This is a genomic window from Paraburkholderia sp. GW821-FHT02A12, from assembly GCF_059422005.1.
In genome coordinates this window covers 3594210-3611932 of sequence record NZ_JBWKWA010000002.1, presented here as the reverse complement: position 1 = coordinate 3611932, position 17723 = coordinate 3594210, and the positions used below count along the sequence as shown (strand labels likewise).

At 64.3% G+C, this 17723-nt stretch carries 9 protein-coding genes; 4 read left to right on the top strand and 5 right to left on the bottom strand.

Features of this window, described 5'->3' with window-relative positions:
- Positions 1–50: 50 nt before the first annotated feature.
- From glgX to AC07WT_RS37730, 5 genes are all read right to left on the bottom strand, one after another.
- Positions 51–2270: a glycogen debranching protein GlgX gene (glgX, locus tag AC07WT_RS37750; RefSeq protein ID WP_494950888.1), complete on the bottom strand. Its 2220-nt coding sequence runs from the start codon at positions 2268–2270 to the stop codon at positions 51–53.
- Positions 2271–2378: 108 nt separating this feature from the next.
- Positions 2379–4589, bottom strand: coding sequence for a 1,4-alpha-glucan branching protein GlgB (gene glgB, locus AC07WT_RS37745; protein WP_494950887.1), 2211 nt, complete (start codon positions 4587–4589; stop codon positions 2379–2381).
- Positions 4582–8043, bottom strand: a complete 3462-nt coding sequence (gene treS, locus AC07WT_RS37740) for a maltose alpha-D-glucosyltransferase (RefSeq protein ID WP_494950886.1) — start codon at positions 8041–8043, stop codon at positions 4582–4584. The genes glgB and treS overlap by 8 nt, the downstream gene beginning before the upstream one ends.
- Positions 8040–11483, bottom strand: a complete 3444-nt coding sequence (locus tag AC07WT_RS37735) for a maltotransferase domain-containing protein (protein WP_494950885.1) — start codon at positions 11481–11483, stop codon at positions 8040–8042. The genes treS and AC07WT_RS37735 overlap by 4 nt, the downstream gene beginning before the upstream one ends.
- A gap of 513 nt (positions 11484–11996) precedes the next feature.
- A complete protein-coding gene (locus AC07WT_RS37730) occupies positions 11997–12659 on the bottom strand; it encodes a DUF1345 domain-containing protein (RefSeq protein ID WP_492594764.1) in 663 nt (220 codons plus the stop codon).
- A 387-nt stretch (positions 12660–13046) separates the two neighbouring features.
- Between AC07WT_RS37730 and AC07WT_RS37725 the strand changes: the two genes are divergently transcribed.
- The 4 genes from AC07WT_RS37725 to AC07WT_RS37710 all read left to right on the top strand — a co-directional run bounded on the left by AC07WT_RS37725 (position 13047) and on the right by AC07WT_RS37710 (position 17704).
- Positions 13047–13664: a sugar dehydrogenase complex small subunit gene (locus AC07WT_RS37725; protein ID WP_494950884.1), complete on the top strand. Its 618-nt coding sequence runs from the start codon at positions 13047–13049 to the stop codon at positions 13662–13664.
- A gap of 119 nt (positions 13665–13783) precedes the next feature.
- A complete protein-coding gene (locus tag AC07WT_RS37720) occupies positions 13784–15385 on the top strand; it encodes a GMC family oxidoreductase (RefSeq protein WP_494950883.1) in 1602 nt (533 codons plus the stop codon).
- A gap of 20 nt (positions 15386–15405) precedes the next feature.
- A complete protein-coding gene (locus AC07WT_RS37715) occupies positions 15406–16827 on the top strand; it encodes a c-type cytochrome (RefSeq protein ID WP_494950882.1) in 1422 nt (473 codons plus the stop codon).
- Positions 16828–16963: 136 nt separating this feature from the next.
- Positions 16964–17704 carry a metallophosphoesterase gene (locus tag AC07WT_RS37710; protein ID WP_492594768.1) on the top strand — a complete coding sequence of 247 codons (741 nt, stop codon included), beginning with the start codon at positions 16964–16966 and terminating at the stop codon, positions 17702–17704.
- The last annotated feature ends 19 nt before the right edge of the window (positions 17705–17723 follow it).

The window sequence follows — 17723 nt, the reverse complement described above, 5'->3', positions numbered from 1 at the left end:
TGCGTCGTGAAGCCGCCGCCCTGCTGTGCGTGCTGCCATGCGTGGACTGCTTACGCGAATGGCGACCTCTCGTCTCCCGCCGGTTGTGTCCCCGGATCCGGCGGCAGCGCCGTCAATAGCCGCGGCCCGTGCTGCGCGCCGGCTTTCCAGCCCGCCTGCCAATCCGCCTCGCCGACCGGTTGCGCCGCCAGCATCACGAGGCTATGCGCGGCTACTTCGAGCTCTGCAACCGCCAACCGATGCGGCGCGCTTTCCGGCTCGGCGGTATCCAGCAGCACGTGCCATTCCAGGTGCGGTGGGGGAGGCGTAAAACGCAGCATGTGCGCCGACGCGTTGAGCATCATCAACAATACTTCCGTTTCGCCGTTCAAGCCTGGACCGGCGCGCCGCAGCGTAAACGCGCGGCCTTCCGGGTCCTGCCACGCTTCGATGGTCAGTGGATCGCCGTTCTCGTCGAACCAGCCGACGTCGAACAGGCCCGGCAACACTTCGCGGTCGCCGAACAGAAAGCGCGTCTCGCGCAGCAGCGGATGCTGTTTGCGCAGCGCGGTCACCCGCGCGACGAACTCGGTCATCCTGCGCCCTTCCGGCGCCTGCGCGCGCTCCCAATCGAGCCATGATAGTTCGTTATCCTGGCAGTACGCATTGTTATTGCCGTTCTGCGTGCGCAGCAATTCGTCGCCGGCCAGCAGCATCGGCGTGCCGAGCGCCATCAGTAGCGTGGCGGTCAGCGAGCGGGCCACGCGTGCGCGGGTTTCGAGAGTCTGCGGATCGTCGGCGGGGCCTTCGACGCCCCAATTGCGGCTGCAATTTTCATTGTGACCGTCGTTGTTGTCTTCGCCATTCGCTTCGTTGTGCTTGTGCTCGTACGCAGTGATGTCGGCGAGCGTAAAACCGTCATGCGACGCTACAAAATTGACCGATGCCCACGGCTTCCTGAAGCGCCGGTTGAACAGATCGGCCGAGCCGGTCAGACGCGCGGCGAGGTCGGGCCGCAAGCCGGCGTCGCCGCGCCAGAAACGGCGCACGGAGTCGCGGAAACGGTCGTTCCATTCGGCGAATCCCGGCGGGTGATTGCCGAGCTGATAGCCACCCGGGCCGATGTCCCACGGCTCGGAAATCAGCTTGCGTTGCGAGAGGACCGGGTCCTGGCGCAAGGCGTCGAAAAAACCGGAACCCGGATCGAAGCCGTGGTGCTCGCGGCCGAGCGTCACGCCGAGATCGAAACGGAAGCCGTCGATATTGAACGCGGTCGACCAGTAGCGCAGCGAATCCATCACCATTTGCAGCACGCGCGGATGCTGCAGGTTCACGGTGTTGCCGCAGCCCGTGTCGTTGATGTTGTGGCGTTCGTCGCCGGGAATCAACCGGTAGTAGCTGGCGTTGTCGAGCCCGCGCCACGACACGGTCGGCCCCATTTCGTTGCCTTCGCAGGTGTGGTTGTAGACCACGTCGAGAATCACCTCGATGCCGGCCGCGTGCAACTGACGCACGGCAATGCGCATTTCGTCGAGCCGGTGCGTGCTCAGATACGACGGCTCCGGCGCAAAGAACGCCGCCGTGTTGTAACCCCAGTAGTTGCGCAGGCCGCGCTCCACCAGAAAGCGGTCGTTCAGAAGCGCATTCACCGGCAGCAGTTCGATGGCGGTGACGCCGAGCTTCAGCAAATGCGCGATGAATTCCGGCGCAGCCAATGTGGCGAACGTACCGCGTTCATGCTGGCGCAAATCGCTGCGCAGCATCGACGCACCGCGCACATGCGCCTCGTAGATGATGGTTTCGCCCCATGGCACATTCGGGCGTCGGTCGTGCGACCAGTCGAACGCTTCGTCGACCACGACGCACTTCGGCATGGCCGGCGCCGAATCGCGCCGGTCGATGGAAAGGTCCGCGCGATTCGAATGCACGCGGTGGCTGAACAGCGCATCGGACCAGCGAAACTGCCCAACCAGTTTGCGCGCGTACGGATCGAGCAGCAGCTTGTGCGGATTGAAGCGGTGACCATGTTGCGGCTGATACGGACCATGCGCGCGAAATCCGTATGCGGTGCCGGGATGCGCGTTCGGCAGATAGCCGTGCCAGACTTCGTCGGTGCATTCGGGCAGCATGAAACGCCGGAGTTCCTTGCGGCCGGTGGGGTCGAACAGACAAAGCTCGATTTTCTGCGCGTTCGCCGAGAACACCGCAAAGTTGACCCCGAGGCCGTCCCAGCTGGCGCCGAGCGGATAGGGCGAACCCGGCAGAAGCCGGTCGGGCATTGCATGCGACATGGTTCCCCTTCCTTGTTCTGATTTATGGACGCTATCGTGGGTCTTCATGCAACGAGCGCGCGACGCATGCGCCGCGCGCTCGTATACGGCACATCCACGGCGCATCGATCAATCCGCGCGCAAAACGATTGTCGCCAGCGGCGGCAAAATCAGCGACGCGGAATACGGCCTGCCGTGGCTCGAGATTTCCTCGCTGTGAACCAGCCCGCCATTACCCATGTTCGAGCCGCCATACACGCCGGCGTCCGTATTCAGCACTTCGACCCAGCGGCCGCCGTGCGGCATGCCGATCCGGTAGCCGACCCGCGGCATCGGCGTCATATTGCAGACCGCCACCAGTTCGCGGCCCGCGCCGTCGCTGCGGCGATAGGCGAATACGCTGTTGCTGCTGTCGTCGCCGATCAGCCATTCGAAGCCGCCGGGTTCGCAGTCGAGCTGATGCAGCGCCGGCTCCTGGTGGTACAGATGATTCAGGTCGCGCACGAGTTTCTGCACGCCGTGATGGTTCGGATCGTCGAGCAGATGCCAATGCGGCGACGTGTCGTGATCGAATTCCGCCATCTGGCCGAATTCGTCGCCCATGAACAGCAGCTTCTTGCCCGGATGCGTCCACATGAAGCCGAGGTACGCGCGCAGATTGGCGAAGCGTTGCCACGTGTCGCCGGGCATCTTGCCGAGCAGCGAGCCCTTGCCGTGCACCACTTCGTCGTGCGAGAGGGGCAGCACGAAGCGCTCCGAGTACGCGTACACCATGGCGAACGTCATCTCATGGTGATGGTATCGGCGGTGGATCGGGTCTTCGTGCATGTAGTGCAGCGTGTCGTGCATCCAGCCCATGTTCCACTTGAACTGGAAGCCGAGGCCGCCGTCTTCCACACGCGCGGTGACGCCGGGCCACGCGGTCGATTCCTCGGCGATCGTCATCGCGCCGGGCACGCCCGGCACATAGCCGACTTCATGATTGAGCCGCTTCAGGAACGCGATCGATTCGAGATTCTCGCGCCCGCCGTAGATGTTCGGCACCCACTCGTCGGCGGCGCGCGAGTAATCGCGATACAGCATCGAGGCGACCGCATCCACCCGCAAACCGTCGACGTGATAGCGCTTGAGCCATGCCAGCGCGGAGGCGATCAGGAACGCGCTCACCTCGTTGCGGCCGAGGTTGTAGATCATCGTGTTCCAGTCCTGGTGATAGCCTTCGCGCGGATCGGCGTGCTCGTAGAGCGGCGTGCCGTCGAAGTCGACCAGACCGTGGGCGTCGTTTGGGAAATGCGCGGGCACCCAGTCGAGAATCACGCCGATACCGGCCTCATGCGCCTGGTTGACGAACGCGGCGAACCGCTCGGGTTTGCCGAAACGTGCCGACGGCGCGAACTGCCCGAGCGGCTGGTAGCCCCAGGAACCGCCGAACGGATGCTCGGCGATCGGCATGAATTCGACGTGCGTGAAGCCCATGCTCTGCACGTACGGAATCAGGCGTTCGGCGAGTTCTTCCCAGTTGAGACCGCGCTGGCCTTCTTCAACGACGCGCAGCCAGGATTCGGCATGCACTTCGTAGATCGAGATCGGTGCGCGTGCGGTTTGCCTGGCGGCGCGCGACTCGATCCACGCTTGATCGGTCCATTGAAACTGCTCGATTTCGTCGACCTGCGCGACCACCGAGGCGGTGCCGGGCGGCTGTTCCGTTTGCATCGCGCACGGATCGGCCTTCAACGGCAACGGATGGCCGTCGCGGGCGAGCAACTCGTATTTGTAGCGCGTGCCCACACCGAGGCGCGGCACGAACAACTCCCACACGCCGGCCTGATGGCGCAGCCGCATCGGATGGCGGCGGCCGTCCCACGCATTGAAGTCGCCGACCACCGAGACGCGCCGCGCGTTCGGCGCCCACACGGCGAAGCGCACACCAGGCACGCCGTCTATTTCCATCGGACGTGCGCCCAGACATTCGAGCACCGCATACGGATCGCCGCCGGCGAGACGCCCCAGCGGTTCGTCGCCAAGCACGGGGCCGAATGAATAGGTGTCTTCGATCTCCTGCACCGCGCCGTGCCAGTCGATGCGCAAGCGGTACTGCGCCGCGGACGTGACGCGGCCGGCAAACAGTCCGGGCCGCAGCTGCTGAAGCTCGCCGAGCGTCGTGCCGTCGGCGCGCGTAATCACGCTGACGTGCGCGGCGTTCGGCAGCAACGCGCGCACCACCGGACCCGCGTCCGTGTGATGCAGCCCGAGCTGCGAAAAAGGATCTGGATGACGCGCCTCGACGAGCGCATCGATATCGAGCGGTTGAAGGCCCGAGGCCGGATCGTGCTCACTCATAGTCGCCCTCGGTCGGATTAGGCGGTGCGCCGGCGCCTGGCGCCTGGTTGGATGAATCGTGGGCCGGCGTGCCGGTGTAGCCGAGCAAACGGCTGGCGAGCGCGGCGAGGCCGCGTACCGGCAAACCGAGCCACGTCGGACGATTGGCCGCTTCGTAACAAATTTCGTAAGCGGCCTTCTCGATCAGTAGCAGATCGAGCAAGCCCTGCTCCGATTCCGCGGCGACCAGCGGCGGCTCCGCGGTGGCGATCGCGGCGCGGTACTCCTTCAGGAACGCTTCCGCCGCGCTCGCGCGGAAGCGCTCGAACAGCACACGCTTGCGATCGGCGGTTTGCTGCGGCGCGCTTTCCATCGTCGACTGCGCCGCCGCGCTCGCGTACGACAGCGAGCGCAGCAAACCGGCCACGTCGCGCCACGGGCTCGACTTCTGACGCCGCTCTTCGAGCGTACGGGCAGGCTCGCCTTCGAAGTCGATCAGATACGCGTCGCCCTGCGCGACCAGCACCTGACCCAGATGGAAGTCGCCGTGAATGCGGATGCGCAAGGCGCCTGCGTCGGCCGGCACGAGCTTGTTGACGGCTTTGGTGAGTGCCGCGCGGCGGTCCATCAGGCTTTGTGCCAATGCCTGGGTTTCCGGGTCGGTCATTTGATCGATGCGCTGCGCGAGCAGATCGAGCGCGGCGGCGAGCATCGCTTGCGTGCCGTCGATCCACGCCTTGACCTGTTCGGCGCTCGCGCGCTCCGGTGCGAAGGCCGGGTCGTCGGTAGGCGAGGCGAGCGCCACGTGCAACTCGCCGAGCCGCTTGCCGATGGTGCTGGCCAGCGTGCTATAGCTTTCCACCAGAATCGCTTCGTTGTCGCGATCGGGCGATTGCGCATCCGCATCGACGGCGAGCGCCAGCTCGTCGACCGAGCGGCGCAGGAAGTCGAGCGACCAGTTCCAGGCGTCGCCCTGATTGTCGATATAGCCTTGCAGGATAGCCAGCGTATGCGGTACGCCTTCGGGATCCACGCGCACCACTTCGCCATACAGCGGCGCGGTGTAGGCATAACCGAGCTGGGTCAGATAGCGGCTGATTTCCGCTTCCGGATGAATGCCGCTCACGAGGCGCCGCACCAGCTTCAGGACGGCAGCGTCGGCGATGATCAGCGAACTGTTGCTTTGCTCGGCGGCGAGCCAACGAACTTCGGGCTGCTCGCCAAGATGCTCGAGTTCGGCGAATCGCGCGGTTGGGATGAACCTGATTTCGCTCTTCTGCACCGTCGGAATGACCGCGCGTTCGCGCAGCTTGCGCAGCACGCCGTGCGCGAAGATCGGCAGCGCGAATGCGTCGGTCAGGTGACCGACGTTGCGGCCGCGGCGCACGCGCGCGAGCGCCAGCTGGATGAATAGCGGCGTGGTGGTTTCGCCGCCCCAGGTGATCGCGATCGGCACCACGTAGCGCTCGGTGTGATCGCCCACGTCCGCTTCGATTTCGGTGAACGCGAAGCCGCCGTTCGGAATCGTGGTCAGCGCGGCGAGGCGCACGGCATGCATCTTCTGATCCTTCGATGCAAACCAGCGGCGCCGGCTCAGCCATGACGGCAGCACTTCGGATTCCAGCAGACGGACATTCTCCGGCGTCGGGCCGGCCTGGCCTTCGCGGATCACGATCGTGACGAATTCGGGCAGCGGCTCGGAATGCGCCTGTGCCCACGTCGGACGCTGGCTGCCCTCGCACAGCATGAACCACAGAAAGCCGTACGGCGGGAAGGTCAGCAGATAGGTGAGCTGGCCGATCGCGGGGAACACGGAATCCGCCGTCATTTCGATCGGCACCGAGCCGTTGAATTCCGACAGGTCGAGTTCCACCGCTTGCGGTGCGCGCGACAGATTCGCGACGCACAGGATCGGCGGTTCGCCCGGCATCTCACGCAGGTACGCGAGAATCTTGCGGTTTTCCGGCTTCAGGAAGCGGATCGTGCCGCGTCCGAAGGTTTGTTTCGCGCGGCGCGTGGCAAGCATGCGCCGCGTCCAGTTCAGCAGCGAATGCGGATCGCGGCTTTGCGCTTCGACGTTGACCGCGTCGAAGCCGTACAGCGAACCCATCACCGGCGGCAGCACCAGTTGCTCAGGATCGGCGCGCGAGAAACCGCCGTTGCGATCCGACGACCATTGCATCGGCGTGCGTACGCCGTCGCGGTCCCCGAGGTGGATGTTGTCGCCCATGCCGAGTTCGTCGCCGTAATAGATCACGGGCGTGCCGGGCATCGACAGTAGCAGCGAATTGATCAGCTCGATACGGCGGCGGTCGCGTTCCATCAGCGGCGCGAGGCGGCGGCGAATGCCGAGATTCAGGCGTGCGCGGCGGTCGCTCGCATACGTGTTCCACAGATAATCGCGCTCCGAATCGGTGACCATTTCGAGCGTCAGTTCATCGTGATTGCGCAGGAAAATCGCCCACTGATTCGTTTCGGCGAGGTCCGGCGTTTGCCGCATGATGTCGGTGATCGGGAAGCGGTCCTCGCTCGCGATCGACATGTAGATGCGCGGCATCAGCGGGAAGTGGAACGCCATGTGGCATTCGTCTTCGTCGCCGAAATACTCTTTCACGTCTTCCGGCCACTGGTTCGCTTCGGCGAGCAGCATCCGGTTCGGATATTCGGCGTCGATGGTCGCGCGGATCTTCTTCAGCACCGCGTGCGTTTCCGGCAGGTTCTCGTTGTTGGTGCCTTCGCGTTCAACCAGATACGGCACCGCGTCGAGCCGCAGCCCGTCGATCCCCATATCGAGCCAGAAGCGCATCACATGCAGCACCTCGCGCAGCACGGCGGGGTTGTCGAAATTCAGGTCAGGCTGGTGCGAATAGAAACGGTGCCAGTAGTAAGCGCCCGCAACCGGGTCATGCGTCCAGTTCGACGGTTCCGCGTCGATAAAGATGATCCGTGTCTCCGTGTACTTCTGATCGGTGTCCGACCACACGTAGTAGTTGCGATAATTCGAGCCCGGTTTCGCACGCCGCGCGCGCTGAAACCAGGGGTGCTGATCCGACGTGTGGTTGATCACCAGTTCGGTAATCACGCGGATGCCGCGCGCATGCGCTTCCTGAATGAAGCGCTTCACGTCGGCGAGCTGGCCGTAGTCGGGGTGCACGTTGCGGTAATCGGCAATGTCGTAGCCGTCGTCGCGACGCGGCGACGGGTAGAACGGCAGCAGCCAGATCGCGTTCACGCCGAGTTCGGCGATGTAGTCGAGCTTCGCGATCAAGCCCGGAAAGTCGCCCACGCCGTCGTTGTTCGCGTCGAAGAACGACTTGATATGCACCTGATAAATGATCGCGTCTTTGTACCAGAGCGGGTCGTCGCTGAGGGCAGCGGGTTTGCCGCGCCGTGCCGTCCGCACTTTCGCCGTGCTGCCGGTGGCTGCGCTCGAATGGGCTTGCGACGTGGTTGGGGCTGGATCGTCACGCTTCATGTCGCACCTTCCGTTGGGGTTGGGTTGCCAGCGTCGTCTGCGTGATAGCCGCTGTCGGCATCGTCCGGGCGGTCGGCGGGCAGGCCGCCGAGCGGCGCGATGCGCCAGATCGAGAAAGGCTGGCCCGAACCGAGTTGCACGTGCTGCCAGCGGCCATGCCATTCGAAGCGCGCACCCGTCATCTGATCGGTCACTTCCAGCGTGCCGTGGTCGTGCAGATGCCAACGCTGGAAAGTGTCCCACGACAATTCGATATCGGCGCCCTGTTCGTTGAACGGGTCGAGGTTGATCGCGACAAGGATCACGTTGTCGCGTGCTTCGGTCGCTTTCTCGAAGAACAGCACGTTGTCGCTGTGCGCGGACAGGAACGTGAGACCTAGGTGCGTTTGCAGCGCCGGGTTCGCGCGGCGGATCCGGTTCAAAGCGCTGATCTCGCCGACGATGTTGCCGGGCCGGTGCCAGTCCCATGCGCGCAGCTGATACTTCTCGGCGTCGAGATATTCCTCGCTGTTCGGCAGCGCGGCCGCCTCGCACAACTCGAAGCCGCAGTACACGCCCCACGAACCGGCGAGGGTTGCCGCCAGGGCCGCGCGAATCAGAAAACCCGAACGCCCTGACGATTGCAAATGACGCGGATTGATGTCCGGCGTATTGACGAAGAAGTTCGGCCGATAAAAATCACGCGCATTGGTTTGCGTGAGTTCGGTCATGTACTCGATGAAATCGCGCTTCGATTCGCGCCACGTGAAATACGTGTACGACTGCGAGAAGCCGATCTTGCCGAGGCGGTTCATCATGCGCGGCCGCGTGAACGCTTCGGCGAGAAAGATCGTGTCGGGATAGCGCGAGCGGACGTCGTCGATCATCCATTCCCAGAACGGCAGCGGCTTGGTGTGCGGATTGTCGACGCGGAAAATGCGCACGCCCGCTTCGATCCAGAACAGGATCACGTCGCGCAAAGCGAGCCACAAGTCGGGCTTGGCGTCGTGCGTATAGAAGTCGGGATTGACGATGTCCTGGTACTTCTTCGGCGGATTTTCCGCGTAACGCAGCGTGCCGTCGGGGCGCCAGGCGAACCACGCCGGATGCTCTTTCAGCCACGGGTGATCGGGTGCGCACTGGATCGCGAAGTCGAGCGCGATTTCGAGGCCGTGCGCGTGCGCGGCGGCCAGCATTGTCTTGAAGTCGTCGAGCGTGCCGAGTTGCGGATGCACGGCAGTGTGGCCGCCTTCCGCCGCGCCGATCGCATACGGGCTGCCGACGTCGCCCGGTTGCCCGTTCAGCGTGTTGTTGCGGCCCTTGCGATTGGCGCGGCCGATCGGGTGGATCGGCGGGAAGTACAGCACGTCGAAACCCATGTCGCGCACGCGCGGCAGCTTTGTGATCACATCGGCGAAGGTGCCGTGGCGCGATTCGTCGTCGCTCATCGAACGCGGGAAGATCTCATACCAGCTCGCGAAGCGCGCGGCGGTGCGCTCGGCCTCGATCTTGTAGACGATCGGATCGCGGCTCAGGTACGGGCGGTGCCGCGCGGCCGTCATCGCCTTCGCCGTGCCCGGCGCGAGGATCAGCGCGAGCTTCGCGTCGGGGCCGGCCTTGGCGAAGTCCTTGACGATCTGTTCGAGCGGCTTGGTGACCGCGCCGTCAGACGTTTCCACCTCGGCGAGCACCAGCGCGAACAGGTGCGCAGCTTCTTCGAGTTCGATCTCGACGGTTTGGCCGGCCTTCAGCTTCTTCTCGATGTGCTCGACCAGCGACGCGAAGTCGTCGCGCCACGCAATCACAGTGAACTCGTGGCGGCCGAGGCGTTCGAGCGGAATGCGCGCCCGCCAGAGGTCGAGGCCGGCCGGCGGCGCGGGGTCCATCGGCACTTCGTGCCATGCGGTTTCGTCGGCGGCGCGCCAGATCACGGCTGCAGCGATCTTGTCGTGACCTTCGGCGAAGATCGCCGCGCCGATCTCGACGCGCTCGCCCACCGTGCGCTTGACCGGAAAGCGTCCGTTATCGACCGAGGGCGTCACGCTTTCGATCGCCACGCGCGGCGCGGCGATCGCTTCCATGACGGTCTTGTGGCCGCTGCGCTTGCCGCTCGCCTTGTCGATCGGCGGTGCGAGACGGATCGGCTCGTCGGCCACCGCGCGGAACAGGCGGATCGCGCCGGGCTTGAGCGCGAACGGCGTCAATCCAGCGGGTTCGACATGGCCTGGCGCTTCGAGCGGCACGAAGCGCGTGAAGTTGCCCGGCACGCCGCCGAGGAAGCGCGCCGGATCGACGCGCACCGGCGCGCCGAGTTCGGGATTGATCGCGATCAGGATTGCTTCGCCGGCGTCGCGCAAGTCGGGGTTGTCGGCGCGCAGCAGCACGGCCGCGGGTGCGCCCGGACCGCTGAGCGGACGCAATTCGCCATTGGCCTGCAGTACCTTCGTATTGCGCACCATCGCGTTCGCCAGCGAGATCTGCTCCGAGAGGTCGAATTTCTTCGACTGACAGGCAAGCGCATATTGCGAGGCGTTGCCGCGCGTTTGCCACATCGGCTCCGTCACGCCGTATTCGAAGCCCATTGGCATCATCCAGCCGGCGCCGGTCGAGGCCGCCGTGAACAGCCCGCGACGATAAGCCCGCTCGACGATGGCGGCGTCGTGCGCATCGTTCAGATCGGCGGCGAGCCGCGTGCCGTAAGGGGCTTCGGGAAACGCGACAGGTGCGCCGACGCGCGCGAGCGCCGCATGGTCTTCGACCATCCAGCCGGCGCGGAAGTCCCACCAGCGCACCGACGAGAACACGCTGTCGAAGCCCGCGTCTTCAAGGCCGAGCAGGTCGCCGCGCGCGAGACCCGGCGTCGCAGCGAGGAAGCGCACCTCCGGATGCCGCGCGCGCACCGCCTCGCCGAGTTGCCGCCAGACCGCAGCCGGCACGCGGTGCGGCGAATCGAAACGGAAGCCGCCGACGCCCGCGTCGGCCAGCGCCAGCAGTTGACGCGTCCACCAGCCGACTAGCGCCGCGCTGCTGCCGGCGTCGTTGAAGTTCGCGTAGGCGACGTTGTCCTCGCGATGCGCATGGCGTGGATCGAGCCGCGCCTCTGCGGATTCGAACGGATGGAACCAGCCGGGATGTTCGGCGTACAGCGCGCCATCGGCGGCCATCCGGTCGATCACGAGGTCGACCAGCAAGGTCAAGCCGTTCTGACGGGCGGCATCCGCGAGCGTCCTGATTGCCGCGGTGGCCGGTTGCTGCGTCTCGAACACTGGATGCACCTGGCCGTGATTGCCGACCACCTGTCCATGTCCCGCCCGGCCCGGCTCGAAGAGGCTGCCGATCAGCGCGTGATCGAAGCCCAGCGCGGCCGCGTGAGCGAATTGCGCAGGCCAGGCATCGAGCGGCCCAACGAGGAGTGAATGAAAAAAGTAGATCCGCGGCGCATACCCGTTTGGAGATTCCATCGGTCTTTTCCAGATTCGTCCTGCTGCGGTGTGGATGCAATTGACATGCGATCACAGCGCTCATTGGGCTTCCAGAGCCGGCTGCCCGCGCGTTGCGTGAAGCGAGGGCGCGTACTGGTCAATGTAGTGCAAAGATCGTCACGCCGCTGGCCAGTAACAGGTGCTTTGACGCCAGAGGCCGATTGCACGGGAGTTGGCCAGATTGCTCGGCAATACACATGGCAAACCACAGCAAACGCTGTGCCAGCGAGTTTTGGACCGGGGCGGAAGGGCGCGAAGCGTGCGCCCGAAGGGTGGGGAGCAGCGGGGGATGGCGGCAGGGGGCGGCAATCGGGCCCAAGCAGGCCCAAGCGGGCTCAAGCGGGCCCAAGCGGGCCCAAGCGGGCCCAAGCGGGCCCAAGCGGGCCCAAGCGGGCCGCATGGGCTGCGTGTAAAACGGGCGGGCGTCGTCCGGGTTTTACACGCGGCTTGCAGAAGGCGGCGCGGTGACCGCAAACGGGTGAAGCGGCGGTGTCACGAACCGAGCAAGCCCGCCGCGATGTTCACGCACAAGCCGAGCACGGCCACGTTGAAGTAGAACGAAAGAATCGATTGCGCGAGCGCCGCGCGGCGAATCGAGCGCGAGCGCAGCACCACGTCGGAGGTTTGCGAGGCCACCGCGATCGTGAACGAGAAGTACATGAAGTCCCAGTAGTCGGGCTGGAGCTTGTGGTCGGGGAACAGGAGCGGCGTCTCCTTCGCGTCGGGGTCGTAGTACAGGCGCGCATAGTGCATCGTGAAAATGGTCGGGATCATGAACCATGCGCCGAACATCGTGAGGCCGGTCAGCAGGTAGTGCCATGCAGTCGATGCGCCGGCCGTGCCCTTCGCCGAGGCCAGTTCCAGCACGATGGCGGCAATGCTGGCGATGGTCGCGACGCAAATCACGAACAGCACCACGCCTGCGTTTTCGTCGTCGCGCAGCGCGGACTCGCGGACCCGGCCTTCGTCTGCCGCGGCCATGTGTATCCAGATCAGGACCAGGTAGCTCCATACGGCGGCGTCCCAGCCGATCAGCCCACGCACCATCGAACGGGTGTGCTCGGGCACCACCAGCGAGGCGACGACACCGACTGCGAGGCCGATCAGCATGCGCGGCCGATTGCGGAGAACTTGCGGATAGTATTTTGTGAGCATGGGATCGGGGGCGTCGGGCCTTTGGGGTGTGTCGCGGATTCTACCCGCGCTTCGGGCGCCATTTGTCGAATGGGCGGGTCACAGGCTATAGTCTTTCGCAACGGCCTTGCACGCCGCTTTCAGTTGAAAGGCGATTGGCAGGCAGCAGGCTTTTCGCACTGCTCGCGGTTTTCATACCGCGTTTTCAATCTGTTTTCACATTGCCGTCATCGGCACAACGTAGCGCTGCATGGCGCGGTTTGCATCCGCATGCACCGCTCGCCGCAGAACAAGACCGCTAAAGCGGCGCAAGACCAGGTTCGGGGTAGAGCAATCGACGCAACGCGCTTGTGGCATCACGCCATGCTCACGTTGCCTGTTGGAAACGACTCACCATCTGGAGCCCCCATGACAGATGTTCCTGAGAACAATGATGCGCACCGCGAAGTGACGCATTTAGCCGGGTGTTCGTCGTCAACTTCGTTTTCGTCTTCACTGTCGTCCTCATTTGCGTTCTCGCGCAGGGCATGGGTGCTGGGTGCGTGCGCTACCGCCGCGGCGCTGGCGTTTGCCGGCGCCGGCCGTTCCCTCTCGTGGATCGCGCCCGCGTTCGCCGAGGCGCCCGCTGGCGGCGGTCTCGACGCGTTCCTCGCCCTCTCGCAGCGTCTCACCGGCCGCACCGGCTTCGATACCGTGCTCGGCAAACGCGTGTATGACGCCCTCGTTAAATCCGACAGCCAGTTCACCCAGAACGTCGCCACGCTCAACACGTGGCTGCAAGGCCATGGTGGCGTGCCGTCCGATACCGTCACGCAGGCTTTGCAGGCCCAACAGCCGGCGCTCGCGAAAGCAGTGAGCGCGATCATGCGAGCGTGGTATCTCGGCCTTGTCGGCAACATGCCGCATGTGCAGGTGGTCGCCTATGAAAAAGCGCTGATGTTCGATCCGGTCAAGGACGTGCTGACGATTCCGTCCTATTGCCGCGACGTGCCGTTCTATTGGACAAAGAAACCCGTGAATGCCTGAGCGACGTTCCTCTCGCGTGCCGTTCCTTACCCGGTTGGACAAGGCGCCGGCATGCCATGACAGCAAGCAACAATAAGCCAGCACAACCATCGTGCATGGGACCGGAGAAGAGGGCAACAATGGCAAATTCAAATTCCGCCGATATCGTCGTGGTGGGTTCGGGCGTGGCGGGCGGGCTGGTCGCGCATCAAATGGCGTTGGCCGGTGCGTCGGTGATTCTGCTCGAAGCCGGGCCGCGCATTCCGCGCTGGCAGATCGTCGAAAACTTCCGCAACTCACCGGCCAAGGACGATTTCGCAACGCCTTATCCATCGACGCCTTACGCGCCGCACCCCGAATACGCGCCCGCCAATAATTACCTGATTCAGAAGGGCGCCTATCCGTACAACTCGCAGTATGTGCGGCTGGTGGGCGGCACGACGTGGCACTGGGCGGCGGCCGCGTGGCGGCTGCTGCCGTCGGACTTTCAGTTGCACAAGCTATACGGCGTGGGCCGTGACTGGCCGTATCCGTATGAAACGCTCGAGCCGTGGTATTCGGCGGCTGAGGCGCAACTCGGCGTCTCCGGGCCGGACAACTCAGTCGATCTAGGTTCGCCGCGCTCGAAGCCCTATCCGATGAGCCAGCTTCCGCTCTCATACATGGATCAGCGTTTTAGCGACGTGCTCAACGCGCAGGGTTTCAAGGTGGTGCCCGAACCGGTGGCGCGCAACAGCCGTCCGTACGATGCGCGGCCCACCTGCTGCGGCAACAACAACTGCATGCCGATCTGTCCGATCGCCGCGATGTACAACGGTGTCGTGCATGCGGAAAAGGCCGAGCAGGCCGGCGCGAAACTGATTCCGCAAGCGGTGGTGTATCGCGTCGAAGCCGACAACAAAGGGCTCATCACGGCGGTCCACTGCAAGGACCCGAACGGCAACAGTACGCGCGTGACCGGCAAGCTGTTCGTGCTCGCCGCGAACGGCATCGAAACGCCCAAGCTGATGCTGATGTCGACCTCCGGCAAATTTCCTCACGGCATCGGCAATAGCTCCGATCAGGTGGGCCGCAATCTGATGGATCATCCGGGCACCGGCGTCACGTTCCTCGCCAACGAACCGCTCTGGCCAGGGCGCGGACCGATGGAGATGACCTCGATCGTCAACTTCCGCGACGGCGCGTTCCGCTCCGATTACGCGGCGAAAAAGCTGCATCTGTCGAACGGCGTGCCGACCATGGGCGTGACCGCCGATCTGCTGAAAAAAGGCCTGACCGGCGCCGAGTTCGACCGGCAGATTCGCGACCGCGTCGCGCGCACGCTGAACATCAACAGCTTTCACGAGCATCTGGCGGAGCCGCAGAATCGCGTGGTGCCGTCGGCGGATCATAAGGATGCGCTCGGCATTCCGCAGCCCGAAATCTATTACTCGATCAACGACTACGTGAAGAAGAGCGCGGCGAACACGCACGAAGTGTATGCGCAGATCGCGGCGCTGTTCGGTGGCGTCGAGGTTTCCTTCGACGACACCTTCGCGCCCAACAATCACATCATGGGCACCACGATCATGGGCCGCGACGCGGCCGATTCCGTCGTCGATGCGGATTGCCGTACGCACGATCACTCGAATCTGTTCATTGCCAGCAGCGGCGTGATGCCGACCGCCGCATCGGTGAATTGCACGCTGACGATCGCGGCCTTGTCGCTGAAACTGGCCGACAGGCTCAAGCGTGAAATCTGAGCCCCGAACGGAGAGCCACAATGACGAAGAACACCTCTCGCGTGCAGCCGGCCGATACGCTTGCGCAGAATGCGCGTCGCCGCCTCCTCCGGGTGACGACGCTGGCGGGACTTTTTTCGCTGTTCGCGTTGTATATCGCCTGGCATGAAGCGCACGCGCCCAATGTGCAGCACAACGATGAATTACCGATCACGCAAGCTCGCGCCGACGATGCTTCGCAAACGGCCAATGCTGCGCCCATAGCGACGTCGCCCGGCAGCGATCTGGTCAGGCGCGGCGAGTACCTCGCGCGCGCCGGCGATTGCGCCGCTTGCCACACCGCCGACAAAACACGTCCCTTCGCGGGCGGTTTGCCGATCAACACGCCGTTTGGCACGATCACGACGCCGAACATCACGCCCGATCCGGACACCGGCATCGGCCAATGGAGCGACGCCGATTTTCTGCGCGCGATGCACGAAGGCGTCGGCAAGAGCGGCGAACGGCTTTATCCGGTGTTCCCGTACGCGGAGTACACGAAGGTCACCGATCAGGACGTGCTGGCGATTCGCGCGTATCTGAACACGCTCGCGCCGATTCACTACACACCGCCGCGCAGCAGCCTGAAATTCCCGTTCAACTTGCGCTGGCTGATGGTGTTCTGGAACCTGTTCAATTTTACCGAAGGCCGTTTTGTTCCTGATCCGAAACAAAGCGCCGAATGGAATCGCGGCGCGTATCTGGTGGAAGGGCTCGCGCATTGCGAGGAATGCCATACGCCGCGCAATTTCATGCAAGGGTTGAAGTCGAGCTCGCGATTCTCCGGCGCGGTGCAGGCCGGCTGGCATGCGTACAACATCACGCCGGACAAGAACAGCGGCGTCGGCAGCTGGAGCGACGCCGAACTGATCTCGTATCTGTCGGCCGGCGCGGCGCCGGGCCGCGCCAATGCAGCTGGCCCGATGGCCGAAGTGGTGGCCGACAGCACGCAGTATCTGACGCGTGAGGACCTCCGCTCGATCGCCGGCTATCTGCGCGCCGTGCCGCCGATCAGCGGCGGCGAAGCGCGTGCGCGCGACCAGTGGGGCAATCCTGCCAACGACGTCACCGCGCTGCGCGGCGCCACGATCAGCGCGGTGAACGGCGCGCACCTGTTCGTCGCCAATTGCGCGACGTGCCATAACTGGACCGGCGAGGGCATCGGCGCGAGCGCGCCCGGTGCGTATCCGTCGCTGATTCACAACACCGCGGTGGGCGCGAGCGATGCCAATAATCTGGCCCTGGTGATTCTGCACGGCGTCACTCGTACGACGAAACAGGCCGACGTGCTGATGCCCGCATTCGGCGGCCAGCTCACTGACGATCAGGTTGCCGCGATCACCAACTATGTGACCCGGCAGTTCGGCAATCCGCAGTCGACAGTGACCGTGGACCAGGTGGCAAATTTGCGTTCGCAGCAATAATGACCGCATACGCGACGTATTTCCGGCAAACCCTGCCGGGAATGCACCGTTTTCGCGACGATTGCGCCGCGTACGACGCCCGGAAAAGATAGGAAGCGCGCATACGCATCCGCGCGTGCCGCACTATCATGGTCGAATGGAATCCGTCCTCGTCACTCCCGTCCAGCATCATGCGGTCAATCTGAGCGGTCGCGACTTTATCGTCGGCGATCTGCATGGCTGCATGGATGCGCTGCGCTATCTGCTGCGCGAGATCGCTTTCGATCCCGCGCACGACCGGTTGTTTTCGGTCGGCGATCTGGTGGACCGCGGCGAGCATTCCGAACAGGCGTTGGCTTTGCTCGACAAGCCGTGGTTCTATGCCGTGCTCGGCAATCACGAAGACACGTTATGCGCTGTCGCTGACGGGCGCTTGCGGCGGCAATGGTGGTACGGAATTGGCGGATCGTGGGCGGCGGAAGTGTCCGACGAACGGCTGCAGTGCTACGCGGAACGTCTGCGGACGCTGCCGCTCGTGCGCGTGGTGGGCAGCGGCAAAGAGCGCTTCAATATTCTGCATGCCGAATTTTTCGGCACGGACGCCGATCTCGACGCCGCGAATTTTTCCGCCGACGTGCGCCAGCAATTGCTGTGGGGCCGTGATCTGGCCATCGGCAATGGCGATCCGGCGCGGCAGCGCGGACTTTCGCTGACCTACTGCGGCCACACGCCGATGCGCGACATCCAGCAGATCGGCTCACAGGTGTTCATCGATACCGGCGCGTTCGGGCCCGGCGGCAAGCTAACGATCGTCGAGCCTCACCGGTTGCTGCGCTGGTCGATCTCGGTCGAAGCGGCGCGCGCGGAAGGCGCGGCGGCGCTGGCTTTGCCTTCCTGAGCGCAGTCGTCCTCCGTTT